Origin of the sequence: Pseudomonas versuta, assembly GCF_001294575.1 — a bacterium.
GTDB classification, from domain to species: domain Bacteria; phylum Pseudomonadota; class Gammaproteobacteria; order Pseudomonadales; family Pseudomonadaceae; genus Aquipseudomonas; species Aquipseudomonas versuta.
This window is the reverse complement of the sequence record NZ_CP012676.1, coordinates 1092954-1109563: the sequence shown is the minus strand read 5'-3', so window position 1 is coordinate 1109563 and position 16610 is coordinate 1092954. Positions and strand designations below refer to the sequence as shown.

At 59.5% G+C, this 16610-nt stretch carries 14 protein-coding genes and 1 other RNA gene; 8 read left to right on the top strand and 7 right to left on the bottom strand.

Annotation, left to right across the window (positions count from 1 at the left end):
* Positions 1–300 precede the first annotated feature (300 nt).
* The 6 genes from ccoG to hemN all read left to right on the top strand — a co-directional run bounded on the left by ccoG (position 301) and on the right by hemN (position 7376).
* On the top strand, positions 301–1716 hold the full coding sequence (ccoG, locus tag AOC04_RS05070) for a cytochrome c oxidase accessory protein CcoG (RefSeq protein ID WP_060691441.1): 1416 nt from the start codon (positions 301–303) through the stop codon (positions 1714–1716).
* A 16-nt stretch (positions 1717–1732) separates the two neighbouring features.
* Entirely contained in the window at positions 1733–2275 is a 543-nt protein-coding gene (locus tag AOC04_RS05065) for a FixH family protein (protein WP_060691440.1), read from the top strand.
* A gap of 82 nt (positions 2276–2357) precedes the next feature.
* Positions 2358–4808, top strand: a complete 2451-nt coding sequence (locus AOC04_RS05060) for a heavy metal translocating P-type ATPase (protein ID WP_060691439.1) — start codon at positions 2358–2360, stop codon at positions 4806–4808.
* Positions 4809–4828: 20 nt separating this feature from the next.
* A complete protein-coding gene (ccoS, locus tag AOC04_RS05055; RefSeq protein ID WP_060691438.1) occupies positions 4829–5059 on the top strand; it encodes a cbb3-type cytochrome oxidase assembly protein CcoS in 231 nt (76 codons plus the stop codon).
* Entirely contained in the window at positions 5052–5735 is a 684-nt protein-coding gene (locus tag AOC04_RS05050) for a sulfite exporter TauE/SafE family protein (protein ID WP_060691437.1), read from the top strand. Before ccoS ends, AOC04_RS05050 begins: the two co-directional genes overlap by 8 nt.
* A 258-nt stretch (positions 5736–5993) precedes the next feature.
* The gene (gene hemN, locus AOC04_RS05045; RefSeq protein ID WP_060691436.1) at positions 5994–7376 is read left to right on the top strand and encodes an oxygen-independent coproporphyrinogen III oxidase; all 1383 of its coding nucleotides are present in this window, start codon (positions 5994–5996) and stop codon (positions 7374–7376) included.
* On the opposite strand, the gene AOC04_RS05040 is transcribed toward hemN, so the two are convergent.
* Positions 7373–7765 carry a hypothetical protein gene (locus tag AOC04_RS05040; RefSeq protein WP_060696872.1) on the bottom strand — a complete coding sequence of 131 codons (393 nt, stop codon included), beginning with the start codon at positions 7763–7765 and terminating at the stop codon, positions 7373–7375. The genes hemN and AOC04_RS05040 overlap by 4 nt on opposite strands.
* Before the next feature lie 235 nt (positions 7766–8000).
* Here AOC04_RS05040 and fnr point away from each other — a divergent pair, with 235 nt between their 5' ends.
* Positions 8001–8735, top strand: coding sequence for a fumarate/nitrate reduction transcriptional regulator Fnr (gene fnr, locus AOC04_RS05035; protein ID WP_060691435.1), 735 nt, complete (start codon positions 8001–8003; stop codon positions 8733–8735).
* Positions 8736–8785: 50 nt separating this feature from the next.
* Positions 8786–9331 (top strand): adenine phosphoribosyltransferase, encoded by a 546-nt coding sequence (locus AOC04_RS05030; RefSeq protein ID WP_060691434.1) that lies wholly within the window; start codon positions 8786–8788, stop codon positions 9329–9331.
* A 33-nt stretch (positions 9332–9364) separates the two neighbouring features.
* Here AOC04_RS05030 and recR read toward each other — a convergent pair whose 3' ends face one another.
* From recR to zipA, 6 genes are all read right to left on the bottom strand, one after another.
* Positions 9365–9967 (bottom strand): recombination mediator RecR, encoded by a 603-nt coding sequence (recR, locus tag AOC04_RS05025; RefSeq protein ID WP_060691433.1) that lies wholly within the window; start codon positions 9965–9967, stop codon positions 9365–9367.
* Between the two features lie 159 nt (positions 9968–10126).
* Positions 10127–10465, bottom strand: coding sequence for a YbaB/EbfC family nucleoid-associated protein (locus tag AOC04_RS05020; protein WP_060691432.1), 339 nt, complete (start codon positions 10463–10465; stop codon positions 10127–10129).
* 74 nt (positions 10466–10539) lie between these two features.
* Complete coding sequence (gene dnaX, locus AOC04_RS05015; protein WP_060691431.1) at positions 10540–12600, bottom strand: DNA polymerase III subunit gamma/tau; 2061 nt, start codon at positions 12598–12600, stop codon at positions 10540–10542.
* Between the two features lie 236 nt (positions 12601–12836).
* Positions 12837–12933: signal recognition particle sRNA small type (ffs, locus tag AOC04_RS05010), an RNA gene on the bottom strand.
* 253 nt (positions 12934–13186) lie between these two features.
* On the bottom strand, positions 13187–15544 hold the full coding sequence (gene ligA / locus AOC04_RS05005) for an NAD-dependent DNA ligase LigA (protein ID WP_060691430.1): 2358 nt from the start codon (positions 15542–15544) through the stop codon (positions 13187–13189).
* Positions 15545–15640: 96 nt separating this feature from the next.
* Positions 15641–16519 (bottom strand): cell division protein ZipA, encoded by an 879-nt coding sequence (gene zipA / locus AOC04_RS05000; RefSeq protein WP_060691429.1) that lies wholly within the window; start codon positions 16517–16519, stop codon positions 15641–15643.
* Between the last annotated feature and the right edge of the window lie 91 nt (positions 16520–16610).

The window sequence follows — 16610 nt, the reverse complement described above, 5'->3', positions numbered from 1 at the left end:
GCTTCACAAAAGGCCCCGCCAACGACAGCTGGCGGGGCCTTTTTATTGCCGCCGGCGCTTTCGATTGACGCCGCAACGGCCCGGGCGTGACGCCTTGGCACTGCAACCGCAGCCTCAAGTCAATTGATCCACGTCACGACTTGTTACAACTCCTATACCAACTTCAGGTTTTCCGGAACGCGACCAAAGGTCGCACCCTTGAGCTAGAGTCACAGGCGTATCATTACGCCACTGCTACACCTTCTGACCGCGGTCGGCATGTACTGACCGAGGCATTTTCCACTGCCGTGGGACGCACTAATGAGCAATCAGATTCCTGTTAAAAACGTCACTGCGCCTGAGCAAAAAACCGGCGAAAGCGTCGATTTGTATGCTGCCCGGGAAAAGATCTACACCCGGGCCTTTACCGGTCTTTTCCGCAACTTGCGCATCGCCGGCGGGGCGGTGCTTTTCTTGCTGTATTTCGGCACGGTATGGCTCAACTGGGGCGGCCACCAGGCGGTCTGGTGGAACCTTCCCGAACGTAAATTCTTTATTTTTGGTGCCACCTTCTGGCCACAGGATTTCATCCTGCTGTCCGGGCTGCTGATCGTTGCCGCCTTTGGCCTGTTCTTTATTACCGTATACGCCGGACGCGTGTGGTGTGGTTACACCTGCCCGCAAAGTGTCTGGACCTGGGTATTCATGTGGTGCGAGAAGGTCACAGAAGGTGACCGCAACCAGCGCATCAAGCTCGACAAGGCGCCGATGAGCGCCAACAAGTTCCTGCGAAAATTCAGCAAACACAGCCTGTGGCTGCTGATCGGCTTTGTCACCGGCATGACCTTCGTCGGTTACTTCTCGCCGATACGCGAACTGGTTTTCGACTTCTTTACCGGCCAGGCTGATGGCTGGGCGTATTTCTGGGTCGGCTTTTTCACCCTGGCCACCTACGGCAACGCTGGCTGGTTGCGCGAGCAGGTGTGCATTTACATGTGTCCGTATGCCCGCTTCCAGAGCGTGATGTTCGACAAGGACACGCTGATCGTTTCCTACGATCCGCGGCGCGGCGAAGTCCGTGGCCCGCGCAAAAAAGACACTGACTACAAGGCCCTGGGCCTGGGCGATTGCATCGACTGCACCATGTGCGTACAGGTGTGCCCGACCGGGATCGACATTCGTGACGGCCTGCAGATCGAGTGCATCGGCTGCGCCGCCTGTATCGATGCCTGCGACAGCATCATGGACAAAATGAACTACCCGCGCGGCCTGATCAGCTACACCACCGAGCACAACCTCTCGGGCCAGAAAACCCGCAAGTTGCGCCCGCGCCTGATTGGCTATGCGCTGGTCCTGCTGACCATGATGGGCCTGCTGGCAGCAGCGTTTTATACCCGCACCCTGGTGGGGTTCGATGTCAGTAAAGACCGCGTGCTCTACCGCGAAAACGCTGAAGGCCGGATCGAAAACGTCTACAGCCTGAAGATCATGAACAAGGACCAGCAAGACCATACCTACGTGCTGGAGGCCACCGGCCTGCCTGACCTGAAACTGCAGGGCAAACGCGAAATCAAGGTCGCGGCGGGCGACATCGTCAGCCTGCCGGTCGAGCTCTCGATTGCGCCGGAGCAGCTACCCTCCAGCACCAACGAAGTGTTCTTCATCCTCAAGGATGCCGACCACAACGACGTGACCGTTAAAGCCAAGAGCCGTTTCATCGGCCCACAAATCAGATAAGAGAAGAGAACCTGCCATGCCCGCAGCAAACGCCTCCAGCCCTTGGTACAAGCATCTTTGGCCGTGGATCATCATTGCCATTCTCGCCTGCTCGGTGACGCTGACCCTGTCGATGGTGACCATTGCCGTGAATAACCCGGACAACCTGGTCAACGACAACTACTACGAGGCCGGCAAAGGCATCAACCGCTCCCTTGACCGCGAATTGCTGGGCCAGACCCTGCAACTCAAGGCCAAGCTGCGCATGGACGAAATGACCGGCGAAGTGGTGCTGCTGCTTGAGGGCAACAGCAAACCGCAGGTGCTGGAGCTGAACCTGATTTCTCCGACTCAACCCGAGAAAGACCGCAAGATCAGTCTGAGCCAGAGCGCATCAGAACCGGGCCGTTACATCGGCCAACTGGATGACAAGGTCGCAGGCCGTCGCTTTGTAGAGCTGCTGGGCGTTGAAGACGGCAAAACCTGGCGCCTGTTTGAAGAGGAGCTGGTAGGACCTGACAAGGACCTGCTGCTGGGCGACGAGCCCCTGCAGGGCGCAGAAGACCGCAAAGCGAAATAACCCATCGCAGGCCCTCAGCCCCCCACAATTCTGTGGGAGCCTGAGGGCCTGCAATGTCGCACTTCCATCGCGAAAGACCGTCATGACCTCTCCCGTTCCCTGCTATCACTGCGCCCTGCCCGTCCCTCCTGGCAGCCGGTATACCGCCGTTGTTCTGGGCCAGCTGCGCGAGTTCTGCTGCCCCGGGTGCCAGGCGGTGGCGGAAGCGATCGTGGCCGGCGGCCTGGAAAGCTATTACCAGCATCGCAGCGAAGCCTCGGCCAACCCTCAAGCGCTCCCCGTACAACTGGTTGAAGAGCTGGCCCTGTATGACCGCGCCGATGTGCAAAAACCCTTTGTCCGGCATGAGGGCGAACAGGCCGAAACCACCCTGCTGATCGAAGGCATCAGTTGCGCCGCCTGTGGCTGGCTGATTGAAAAACACCTGCGCCACCTGCCTGCGGTGAGCGAAGCACGGCTCAACCTGTCCAACCACCGCTTGCATGTACGCTGGGCCGACAGCCAGTTACCACTGAGTGAAATACTCAGCGAACTGCGCCACATCGGCTATGCCGCGCACCCGTATCAGGCTGACAGGGCGACGGAACAACTGGCCACTGAAAACCGCCTGGCTTTGCGTCAGCTGGGTGTCGCCGGACTGCTGTGGTTCCAGGCGATGATGGCAACCATGGCCACCTGGCCCGAATTCAACATCGATCTCAGCCCCGAGATGCACACCATCCTGCGTTGGGTTGCACTGTTTCTGACAACGCCCATCGTGTTTTACAGCTGTACCCCCTTTTTCAAAGGCGCCATGCGCGACTTGCGCACCCGCCATCTGACCATGGATGTCTCGGTTTCGCTGGCGATCGGCGGCGCCTATGTCGCGGGTATCTGGACGGCCATCACCGGTGTCGGCGAGCTGTATTTCGATGCGGTCGGCATGTTCGCCCTGTTCTTGCTGGCCGGGCGCTATCTGGAGCGCCGTGCCCGTGAGCGCACTGCCGCCGCGACCGCACAACTGGTCAACCTGCTGCCTGCGTCCTGCTTGCGATTGAGTGATGACGGGCAGAGCGAGCGCATTCTGCTGACCGAACTGAAAGTCGGCGACAAGGTGCTGGTCCACCCCGGCGCGGTTCTTCCGGCCGACGGCAAGATTCTGGACGGCCAGTCAAGCATCGATGAGTCTTTGCTGACCGGCGAGTACTTGCCCCAGGCACGCCGGGCTGGCGATGCGGTCACCGCCGGGACCCTGAATGTCGAAGGTGCACTGACCGTCGAGGTATTGGCCCTGGGCCAGGACACACGCCTGTCTGCCATCGTGCGCCTGCTGGACCGGGCCCAGAGCGAGAAACCGCGGCTGGCCGAGATCGCCGATAAAGCCGCGCAATGGTTCTTGCTGTTTTCATTGATTGCCGCTGCCGGGATCGGCCTGCTGTGGTGGCAACTCGATCCATCGCGGGCTTTCTGGATCGTCCTGGCAATGCTGGTGGCCACCTGCCCTTGCGCCCTGTCACTGGCAACACCGACCGCGCTCACGGCCGCTACAGGGACGTTGCACAAGCTGGGGCTGCTGCTGACGCGCGGCCATGTGATCGAGGGGCTGAACCAGATCGACACGGTGATCTTCGACAAGACCGGCACCCTCACCGAAGGCCGGCTGACCTTGCGCGCCATCCGGCCACTGGGCGAACTGGACAGCGATCAGTGCCTGGGCCTGGCGGCAGCCCTTGAGAACCGTTCGGAACACCCGATCGCCCGGGCGTTCGGCCGCGCAGCACAAGCCGCCGAACAGGTGCAAAGCACGCCGGGCCGCGGCCTTGAAGGCCTGGTGGGCGATCGGCGGTTGCGCATCGGCCAGCCGGGTTTTGTCTGCGAGCTGAGCCACTGCCCGGTCCCGCACATGCCCGACGAACCCGGTCAATGGCTGTTACTGGGCGATACCCGGGGCCCGCTGGCCTGGCTGGTGCTCGATGACCGCCTGCGCGACGATGCCCCCGCACTGCTGGCCGCCTGCAGGGCGCGCGGCTGGCGCACGCTGCTGCTCTCGGGAGACAGTTCGCCGATGGTCGACAGCGTAGCCGCCGAGCTGGGTATCGATGAAGCCCGGGGCGGCTTGCGCCCGGATGACAAACTGCAGGTATTGCAACAACTGCATGCCCGGGGCCGCAAAGTGTTGATGCTCGGTGACGGCGTCAATGATGTGCCGGTGCTGGCTGCCGCCGATATCAGCGTGGCGATGGGCTCGGCCACTGACCTGGCCAAAACCAGTGCCGATGCGGTATTGCTGTCCAATCGCCTGGATGCACTGGTGCAAGCCTTCAGCCTGGCCCGGCGCACGCGCCGGGTGATCATCGAGAACCTGCTCTGGGCCGGCTTGTATAACGGCCTTATGCTGCCTTTTGCGGCGCTGGGCTGGATCACCCCGATCTGGGCCGCCATCGGCATGTCGATCAGCTCGTTGACGGTGGTGCTTAACGCTTTGCGCCTGACCCGCATGCCCCGTCAGGCGCATACTCAGCTTGCATCACAAACCCGCCCGCTACCGATCTGAACCGGTGGCCTGGAGCCTTTATGCCAGCGCTTTACATCATGATTCCCGCGGCCTTGCTGATTGTCGCAATCGCTATCTATGTCTTCTTCTGGGCAGTAGACAGCGGCCAGTACGACGACCTCGACAGCCCTGCCCACAGCATCCTGTTTGACGACCAGGACCCGCAGCACACAGCGGCTGTCGAAGAAGCCAGGCTTCATCACCCGGAATCGGACCCAGACACCGACAGCAAGGCGCCACCCCATGCTTGAGCTGGCACCACTGCTGGTTTCGGCCGTGATTCTGGGCCTGCTCGGGGGCGGCCATTGCCTGGGCATGTGCGGCGGCCTGATGGGGGCGTTGACCCTGGCCATTCCCAAAGAGCAACGCAGTCGACGCTTTCGGTTGCTGCTGGCCTATAACCTGGGGCGAATCCTTAGCTACGCCGCCGCGGGCTTATTGCTGGGGCTCGCCGGATGGGCAGTGGCCAATAGTCCGGCGGCGATGTATATGCGCATCCTCGCCGGGCTGCTGCTGATTTGCATGGGGCTGTATCTGGCGGGCTGGTGGAGCGGCCTGACCCGTATCGAAGGCCTGGGACGCGGCCTGTGGCGGCATATCCAGCCCGTTGCCAACCGGTTGCTGCCAGTGTCGAGCCTGCCTCGCGCATTGCTGCTGGGCGCGCTCTGGGGCTGGCTGCCATGCGGCCTGGTCTACAGCACGCTGATCTGGTCGGCCAGCCAGGGCAGCGCGATCGACAGTGCACTCCTGATGCTGGCTTTCGGTCTGGGTACCTGGCCCGTGCTGCTGGCAACCGGACTTGCGGCCGAGCGCGTCACGGCGTTGCTGCGCAAACGCAGCGTGCGTATGGCCGGCGGGTTACTGGTAATCCTGTTCGGCATCTGGACCTTGCCCGGCCCGCACCAGCACTGGTTGATGGGGCATTAGTCCAGTCACTTGTGCGGCAACTGTGCAACTGGTCGAACTGTGGGAGCTGGCTTGCCAGCGATGCAGGTCGAACTGGATGACCGGACCGATACCATCGCCAGCAAGCTGGCGCCCACCGTAGCAGTGCAACCGGGACGCACTGTGGGAGCGTGCCTGCCCGCGATGCAGCACACGCAGCCATTGATACAAATCAAGGTGATACGAATCCCGAGCCCCTAGACTCCAGCGCATTGCCAGTCATCCCAGGGGAATGCCCGCATGCTCGACGCCATTCGTTGGGACTCAGATTTAATTCGCCGCTACGACCTGGCCGGACCGCGCTATACCTCGTATCCGACGGCCATGCAGTTCACTGACCAGGTCAGCACATTCGATCTGCTGCACGCCCTGCGTGAAAGCCGCAAGGCGCTGAGGCCCCTGTCGCTGTATGTACACGTGCCGTTCTGCGCCAATATTTGCTACTACTGCGCCTGCAACAAGGTCATCACCAAGGACCGCGGCCGAGCGCAGCCTTACTTGCAGCGCCTGGAACAAGAAATCCGCCAGGTCGCCTGCCACCTCGACCCCAAACAAAAAGTCGAGCAACTGCACTTTGGCGGTGGCACGCCGACCTTTCTCAGCCACGATGAATTGCGCCAATTGATGGCCAGCCTGCGTGAGCATTTCAATTTGCTGGACGACGATTCCGGCGATTACGGCATCGAAATCGACCCGCGTGAAGCCGACTGGTCGACCATGGGCCTGTTGCGCGAGCTGGGGTTCAATCGCGTCAGCATTGGCCTGCAAGACCTCGACCCCCAAGTCCAGCGGGCAGTCAACCGCCTGCAAAGCCTGGAAGAAACCCGTGCCGTGATCGATGCTGCGCGCACCTTGCAGTTTCGCTCGATCAATATCGACCTGATCTACGGCCTTCCCAAGCAAACCCCCGAAGCCTTCGCGCAAACCATCAAAGAAGTGATCAACCTGCAACCGGATCGCTTGTCGGTATTCAATTACGCGCACTTGCCTGAGCGTTTCATGCCGCAACGCCGGATCAACACCAGTGACCTGCCCTCGCCGGCCGATAAACTGAAAATGCTGGAGTGCACCATTGCACAACTGACAGCCGCCGGTTATCGCTACATCGGCATGGATCACTTCGCGCTGCCGGACGATGAACTGGCCATCGCCCAGGAAGAAGCCACCCTGCAACGCAACTTCCAGGGCTATACCACCCACGGCCATTGCGACCTGATCGGGCTCGGTGTCTCGGCCATCAGCCAGATTGGCGAGCTGTACTGCCAGAATGACAGCGACATCGCCCAGTATCAGCGCACCCTGGCCAGCGGCCAGCTCGCAACCGCTCGAGGCCTGTTGTGCAATCAGGATGACCGGATCCGGCGCGAAGTCATTCAACAAATCATCTGCAATCTGCACTTGCCGTTCGCCCACATCGAGCAGGCGTTCAATATCGATTTTCGAGGGTATTTTGCGCCGCAGTGGCCCGCGCTGCAGAAAATGGCCGCAGACGGCCTGATTGAACTTGGGCCTGAGCAACTGACCGTGCTGCCCGCCGGGCGGCTGTTGGTACGTTCGGTGTGCATGGTATTTGATGCGTACCTGGAACAGGCCAGTCGGCAGCGATTTTCCCGGGTGATTTAGCTGGCCATCAATGAGGTAGCCTTGAGCGCGTCCTCACCGCTCAAGTCTTTCATGGCCTTGACCAAGCTGGCATTGGCATTGAGCAATGCAGCACTCAAACCGGCAATTGCCGCCTGTAACCCGGCGGCCTGAGCCTTGGCCTGCTCGGGATTCAGACTGCTGTTGGCCATGACTTGCTGCAGTTGAGCCTGCTTTTCAGCTATCTGCTTTTTGATCTCGCGAATCATCTTCAGAATTTTCTGCACCTGATCCGGCAAGCCGCTGCCTTCAATGTCGTCGTTCTGATCCTTCTGCGCTTTTGCCAACTTCATGGCCGCACCTGAAATGACCACTTTAACCCCCTCTGCGGGAGCTGCCGCCTGGCCAGGCTCGGTGTCCTGGTCAGCCACTGCGGCATTCTGGCTGTTTATCGCAGGCGTATTTATGGTCAACATGCCACTTTGACTGAGGCCAACACCACCCATCGACGACATCTGCCCTGCTCCCTGTGCTTTAGCGTTAACAGACTATCGGTCAGGCTGCAGATTTCTTGAGCGAGGTGCACTGAATTGGCGCGCTGGTCTCGGCCCCCCTCTCTGGGGTAACCTTGCGTCTTATGTGTGTTTTCCTACAAGGATTTAAGAAATGTCCGAGCCAGTAAAAGTGCGCGCTCATAGCCAGGCTCACTGCAAGGATTGCAGTCTGGCGCCTCTGTGTTTGCCACTTTCGTTGAATCTGGAAGACATGGATGCGTTAGAGGAAATCGTCAAGCGCGGTCGTCCATTGAAGAAAGGCGAGTTCCTGTTCCGTCAGGGCGACCCATTTGTCTCGGTTTATGCCGTCCGTTCCGGGGCGCTCAAAACATTCAGTCTCAGTGACAGTGGCGAAGAGCAACTCACCGGCTTCCACTTGCCGAGCGAGCTGGTCGGCTTGTCAGGCATGGACACCGAATCCTATCCGGTGTCTGCCCAGGCACTGGAGACCACGCCTGTTTGCGAAATCCCTTTCGAGCGTCTGGACGAACTTTCGGTACAACTGCCACAACTGCGTCGCCAGTTAATGCGCATCATGAGCCGGGAAATTCGTGACGATCAGCAAATGATGCTGTTGTTGTCGAAAAAGACCGCCGATGAGCGTATCGCGACCTTTCTGGTCAACCTGTCCGCGCGTTTCCGCGCCCGTGGTTTCTCGGCCAACCAGTTCCGCCTGAGCATGTCGCGCAATGAAATTGGCAACTACCTGGGCCTGGCAGTCGAAACGGTATCCCGGGTATTTACCCGCCTGCAAGAAAACCAGCTGATCACCGCCGAAGGCAAAGAAGTGCACATTCTTGATCCGATCAAGCTGTGCGCCCTGGCCGGTGGCTCTCTGGAAATCTGACGACCTCACTTACCGGGCTATACTGGCGCCTTAAACGCCAGGAGCCCGATATGACTCGCGACGATTTTTGCCTCAAATCCTTGATTCGCCCCGTGATTGACTTCCCCAAGGCGGGGGTCATTTTTCGTGACATCACGCCGCTGTATCAATCCCCACGCGCCATGCGCGTCATTGCCGATACCTTTATCGAACGCTACGTCGAGGCCGACTTCAGCCACATTGGCGCAATGGATGCCCGTGGTTTTTTGATCGGCTCAGTGCTCGCGCATCAACTCAACAAGCCGCTGATCCTGTTTCGCAAACAAGGCAAGTTGCCCGCCGATGTTTTGGCCGAGGGCTATCAGACGGAATATGGCGAAGCGTTTCTGGAGGTTCACGCCGACAGCCTGTGTGAGGGCAACTCGCTGCTGATCGTCGATGACTTGATCGCCACTGGCGGAACCCTGATCGCTGCTGCCAGCCTGGTGCGCCGCATGGGCGCGAAGGTATTTGAAGCGGCTGCGATTATTGATCTGCCTGAGCTGGGCGGGTCGAAACGCCTGCAGGATATGGGCGTTCCGACGTTTTGCCTGACTGAGTTCTCACTGACGGAGTAAGGCCGCATAGCCTGCTCGCGAGCAGGCTCGTTGCTACAGTGCGATGGGTCTGCGCCCGGAGAATGAGTGGGCCAGTGTTCCGCCGTCAACCAGTTCCAGCTCGCCCCCCAGCGGTACGCCGTGCGCGATGCGCGAAGCAATAAGGCCTTTGTTGCTCAGCAATTGCGCAATGTAATGCGCGGTAGCCTCACCTTCGACCGTAGGATTGGTCGCCAGGATTACCTCGGCGAAGGTGCCCTGCTCTGCAATACGCGTCATCAGCTGTGGAATGCCAATCGCCTCCGGGCCCAGGCCATCCAGCGGTGACAAATGCCCTTTGAGCACAAAGTAGCGACCGCGGTAACCGGTCTGCTCGACGGCATACACATCCATGGGCCCCTCAACCACACAGAGCAGGGTGTCGTCGCGGCGCACATCGGCACACTGCGGGCACAGATCATCCTCGGTCAGGGTTCTGCACAGGCGACAATGACCCACACCCTCCATAGCCTGCGTCAAGGCCAGCGCCAGACGCGAACCGCCACTGCGATCACGCTCAAGCAATTGCAAAGCCATGCGCTGTGCAGTCTTTTGACCTACCCCCGGCAAGGTGCGCAAGGCATCGATCAGTTGGCGAATCAGGGGGCTAAAGCTCATAGGGAAAGGTCCGACAAAACAACGAGAGGCGGTTTATACCCGCGGTCCGCGCCAGCGTCAAATACCAGCAGACGCATGCACCGGGGCAAGCCAGCATTAGTCAAAAGCAGACAGGCAAAAAAATGCCAGGCACCGGGCCTGGCATTTTTTAGCAGCGCCTTAGAACGGCAGCTTCATACCCGGCGGCAGTTGCATACCGGAGGTCACGCCGGACATTTTGTCCTGGCTGTTGGCTTCGATCTTGCGTACGGCGTCGTTGACAGCAGCAGCAAACAGATCTTCCAGCACTTCGCGGTCGTCTTCGCTGACGCCTTCAAGCAGAGCCGGATCAATGCTCACACGCTTGATGTCGTGACGACCGGTCATGACCACAGTCACCATATCGCCACCGGCCTTACCGGTAACTTCAGCATTGGCCAGTTCTTCCTGCATCTTGGCCATTTTTTCCTGCATCTGCTGTGCCTGCTTCATCAGGCCGGCCATGCCACCTTTCATCATGGGAATCACCTCAAACGTTATTTGGACAATGCACCCGCGGTCAAAACGACCTCGGGCTGTAAGTTTTTCCGACGTTACGAAGCCTTGGCCTCAATAACGTCTACCGGTTGAATCGTATCGTCACGGACTGCCGCGCCGAACTGTTCAATCATTTGCTGGACCAGCGGATCGGCATAGATCGACTCCTCGGCCAGGTGCTGGCGCTCGGCCCGAAAGCGTGAAGCTGCCTGAGCCGGGGTTTCCTGCTGCGGCTTTACCAGCTCGATAGTCACTTTGAGTGTGCGCTGATGGTACTGGTTCAGTGCATCGTTGAGCCGGCGCTGCTGAGTGGCGTTAAACAGTGCACTGTGCGCCGGGTCCAGATGCAGCAACCAGTCATCGCCATCAACCGCCATCAATGTGCAGTTGGCGCCGATGCTCGCCGTCATGCCCGATACCGGTAACTTGGGGAACAGGTTCAGCCATTCAAGGGCCAGCCCGGTGGCAGGCTCGGCAGCAGGCAATGGCTCGGGCTCAGGAGCGGGCTCGCCGGCATGCTCACTGGCCAGCTCGTCCAGGTAGCTGTAAGCCGCGGAGTCCATGTCCGGCTCGATGTAGTCTTCGTCCAGCGGCGGCTCGTCATCGCGATCCGGGCCCGACAGAGCCGAGTCCACCTGCTCGGGCGTTGGCTCAGGTATCGGCGCTGCTTCCCACTGCGGCGCTTCCGGCACCACGCTGTCAGGCGTGGGCATCGGCATCGGAGGCAAATCGGGTTGCTCACCGACGGTATCGAGCACCGCTTGTGGCACGATCGGTGCCTCGATCACTGGAGCCGCCGGCTCGTTCCACGGCAAGTCCACTACAGGCGCTGCTGGCGCCTTGAGGACCGCTACAGGCACGGGCGCTGGCTCAACAACCGGTTCTGGCTTGACGGCCTCAACCGGTGCAACAGCGGCAGGTGCAGCCATTACTGGCGCAACAGAGGGCACGCCAGCCACGATTGGAGCGGAATCAACTGTGGCCTGGCTGATCCCTACTGGCTTTAGCGGCTGGCTCGGTGAGTCTGTCGTGTCCGCCGGGCGGAAGGCCAGCATCCTTAGCAGGACCATTTCAAAGCCACCGCGCGGGTCTGGCGCCAGCGGCAAATCACGCCGGCCGATCAGGCCCATCTGGTAATAAAACTGTACGTCTTCGGCGGGCAATACCCGGGCCAGGGCCAGCACGCGATCGCGGTCGCCATGGCCGTTGTCGACCCCTTCGGGCAACGCCTGGGCAATGGCAACACGATGGAAAACATTGAGGATTTCGGACAGCACGCCGTTCCAGTCCGGGCCCTGCTCGGCCAGATGGCGCACAGCCTCAAGCAGTGCCCGGGCATCGCCTTCGATCAAGGCGTGCAGCAGGTCAAACACCTGACCATGGTCGAGGGTACCGAGCATGGCGCGCACATCAGCCGCCAGCACCTTGCCTTCTCCGAATGCAATGGCCTGATCGGTCAGGCTCATGGCATCGCGCATCGAACCGTCAGCGGCGCGCCCCAACAACCACAACGCGTCATCTTCGAACGGTACGTTTTCGACACTCAGCACGTGGCTCAAGTGTTCGACTACACGCTCGGGGGTCATGTTTTTCAGGGAGAACTGCAGGCAGCGGGAAAGGATCGTCGCCGGCAATTTCTGCGGATCGGTGGTCGCCAGAATGAATTTGACGTAGGGCGGCGGCTCTTCAAGGGTTTTGAGCAACGCATTGAAGGAGTGGCTGGAGAGCATGTGCACTTCGTCGATCAGGTAGACCTTGAAGCGCCCGCGGCTTGGCGCGTACTGCACGTTATCGAGCAGTTCGCGCGTGTCCTCGACCTTGGTCCGGCTCGCGGCATCGATTTCGATCAGATCGACAAAGCGCCCTTCGTCGATTTCGCGGCACACCGAACACGTCCCGCACGGGGTCGAGGTGATACCTGTCTCACAGTTCAGGCATTTGGCGATGATCCGCGCAATGGTGGTCTTGCCGACACCACGGGTACCGGTAAACAGGTAGGCGTGATGCAGGCGCTGACTGTCCAGGGCATTGATCAGAGCCTTGAGCACATGGGTCTGGCCGACCATTTCGCGGAACGAGCGCGGACGCCATTTACGTGCAAGAACCTGATAACTCATTGATAACCGTCGCGTCTGAAAAGCGGAAGGGGCTAATGCTAGCGGAGCAAGGGCAAAATTGCATCCGGTGCGCACTTTAAACTGCTCAGGTCATACCGGCACACGATTAATGCGCGCACGAAAATACGCCGACAGCAAACAGAGCGTCGAGACAAGGTGTGGATAACAGAGAGAAAGGAAGGCTTTGCTTGGACTAAAAACCCTGCGCAATGGAGGATTTTTTAAAATGGAGGCAACCCCACCAGCCACACCCCGGCACACAATGTTCCCGCTGTGGCTGCTTCCTTCCGGATCTGACCAGGTTAACGGGTAATCGTTGCGGAGGGACCGATAGGGTCACCATAACAACATCCGCTTAGCAGCGAACGGCGCCATTGTACCTGTCTGAGAAAAACTTACAACCGCTGGGGCAAGAATAAAAAAATGAGCGGGCTCAAGCACTTGGATTGGGCTTTATACCTTGGCCGAGACCATGGATGGTGGGAGCCCGACAATGGACTGTGCAGGAGCGAGCTTGCTCGCGGGCTTTTTAACGAAACCGCTAAGCGCTCGCGAGCAAGCTCGCTCCTACTGGGAGGTTGCCGTTCTAGATCGAGATGCCCTGCTCACCCAGGAATGCCACAAAGGCTTCTTCATCCAGCACCTTGAGCCCCAGTTCGTTGGCCTTGACCAGTTTCGAGCCCGCACCGGGACCCGCCACAACGCAATGGGTCTTGCCGGAGACCGAACCCGACACCTTGGCCCCCAGACTTTCGAGCTTGTCTTTGGCAACGTCGCGACTCATTAACTCCAGCGAACCGGTCAGCACCCAGGTCTGCCCTGCCAGCGGCAAACCTTCGACCGCCTTTTTCTCGCTCTGCCAGTGCATCCCGAAGTCGCGCAGCTGCGCTTCGACTTCCAAGGCCGCCCGGGCATGTTCAGGGTTATCGAAAAATTCGCGCACGGCTTTGGCTTGTTTCTCAGGCAGTGCCTGGCGCATATCGAGCCAGTCCGCGTTGATTACGCCCTCAAGCGTTACGAACTTTTCGGCCAGCTTTTGCGCGCCACCCGGTCCGACCGAGGGGATATGCAACTTGTCGATCAGACCACCCAGAGTGGCACTGGCTGCGAACTCCGCGCCCAGATCCCCCTGATCCTGCAGCTCCAGGCCACGCTCAAGCAGTTGCGTAATCACCTGCTGGTTATGCGCATCACTGAAAAAGCTGTGAATCTCATGGGCCACTTCAAGCCCCACATCCGGCAAGTAGGTGAGGACTTGCGGCAAAGCACGCTGAACACGCTCAAGAGAGGCCAGAGAGCGCGCCAGCACCTTGGCCGTCTCCTCTCCTACATCCGGAATACCCAGCGCGTATATAAAACGCGCCAATGTCGGACGCTTGCTGTCGGCGATAGCCTGCAGCAGGTTCTTGCTCGACAGCTCGGCAAAGCCTTCAAGATCGACAATTTGCTCGAAGGTCAGGGTGTACAAATCGGCAGGCGAACTCACCAGCCCCTCGCCCACCAGCTGCTCAACGCTCTTTTCGCCCAGGCCTTCAATGTCCATCGCACGGCGAGAAACAAAGTGAATGATCGCCTGCTTGAGCTGAGCACCACAGGCCAGCCGCCCGACACAGCGGTATACCGCCCCCTCACTGATGGTTTCGCGACCCTTGCTGCGCTTGATCAATTGCGTGCGTTCAACGTGCGATCCACACACCGGGCAGCTCTCAGGGATCTGCACCGGGCGCGCGGTTTCAGGTCGCCGCTCAAGCACCACTTGCACGACCTGCGGAATCACATCACCGGCGCGGCGGATAATCACCGTGTCGCCAATCATCAGCCCCAGACGCGCCACTTCATCCATGTTGTGCAGCGTGGCATTGGAGACAGTGACACCTGCCACCTTGACCGGTTTGAGACGCGCTACCGGCGTGACAGCCCCGGTACGTCCGACCTGAAACTCCACATCCAGCAGCTCGGTCAGCTCTTCCATCGCCGGGAATTTGTGAGCAATTGCCCAGCGTGGCTCGCGAGCACGAAAGCCCAGTTCACGTTGCGATGCCAGGCTGTTGACCTTGAACACCACACCATCGATTTCATAAGGCAGGGCCGCACGGCGTTCGCCAATATCGCGGTAGTAGTCCAGGCACTCGGCAATACCTTTGGCCAGTTTCAACTCATGACTGATTGGCATGCCCCACTGCTGCAACTGCTTGAGGTTGCCGATATGGGTATCTGAAAACTCTTCAGACACCTGGCCAAGGCCGTAGCAGCAAAACTCCAAGGGACGGCTGGCGGTAATTTTCGAGTCCAGTTGACGCAAGCTACCTGCAGCCGCGTTACGCGGGTTGGCAAAGGTTTTACCGCCTGCGGCGAGCTGAGTCTCGTTAAGACGGTCAAAGCCGGCCTTGGACATAAAGACCTCGCCTCGTACCTCCAGGACCGCAGGCCAACCGCTGCCATGCAGCTTGAGCGGGATATTGCGCACGGTGCGCACATTGACACTGATATCTTCGCCCGTGGTGCCATCACCCCGGGTAGCACCACGCACCAGATTGCCGTCCTGATAAAGCAGGCTGACCGCCAGACCATCCAGCTTGGGCTCACAGCTGTATTCGACTTCAGCGCCGCCGCCAAACAGATCGCCCGCCGGCAAATCCAGACCCTCGCTGACACGACGATCGAATTCACGCATATCGGTTTCATCAAAAGCGTTGCCCAGGCTCAGCATCGGCACTTCGTGGCGCACTTGCGTAAAAGCCGACAGCGCCGCGCTACCGACACGCTGAGTCGGCGAGTCCGCAGTGATCAGCTCCGGATGCTCGGCTTCCAGCGCCTTGAGCTCGCGAAACAGACGGTCGTACTCGGCATCAGGAATGCTCGGCTCGTCGAGCACGTGATAGCGATAGTTGTGCTGATCCAGTTCAGCGCGCAGCTCTAGAATTCGGGTTTTGGCGGCGGTCATGGGGTGTTCTCTCACAAAGCAAAAGAGCAGCCGAGGCTGCTCTTGCGTTAATCATTTTGCGTTTCTGCGGGAGCAATCATGCTGGCCCCCACTTGTTCAGCGTTTTTGAGTCAGGGCGCGACGCTCGAATTCAACGATGCGCTGACGGTAGTGTTCGATGGTCTGGGCAGTCAACACGCTGCGCTGGTCATCTTTAAGCTCACCATTGAGCTCCTGAGACAGCTTGCGTGCAGCGGCAACCATCACATCAAAGGCCTGTTTGGGATGACGCGGCCCCGGCAAGCCGAGGAAGAAGCTCACGGCCGGAGTGCTGAACAAGTCGATATCATCAAGATCGAACACGCCCGGTTTCACGGCATTGGCCATGGAGAACAGCACTTCACCGTTACCCGCCATGCTTTCATGACGGTGGAAAATATCCATCTCACCAAAGCGCAAACCGCTTTCAAGGATGTTCTGCAGCAGTGCAGGCCCTTTGAAGCCGGCAGGATCGCGACTGATAACACTGATCACCAGCACTTCTTCAGCAGCCTGTTGCGGCTGTTGTTCCTTCGCCTCAACCGCCGGCACACTTGGCGCTGAACGCCCACGCGGCTTGGCTTCGTGTGCGAAGTCATCATCGCGGGCGCTGATGCTCGGACCGTCTTCCAGATCAAGATTGAGGTTCAAGTCACCCTGGCTCGGCTCGCCGCCACGCTTGTTGCGCTTGGAGCTTTTATCCCGTGGCGACATGCTTACCGATGGCAGGTCGTGCTCATCAAGCTGAGGCTCTTTGTGGGCGGGTGTATCCAGGACACGCGAAGGACCGAGCAATTCAGCACTGGTCTCCTCATCCGGGACGTTGGAAAAACTGCGGTCAAGGCGAAACTTGAGCTTGCCCTTACCGCCGCGCATACGGCGCCAGCCATCAAAAAGAATACCGGCGATGACCACTATGCCGATGACTATCAGCCACTCGCGCAGACCGATTTCCATGTAATCCCGTGCCCCTAAAAAATGATTCTATGAAGAAGAGCCTAAAGCCCTTTAAAACGTGGCGCCAACTCTATGTTCTGAATGGCGTTTT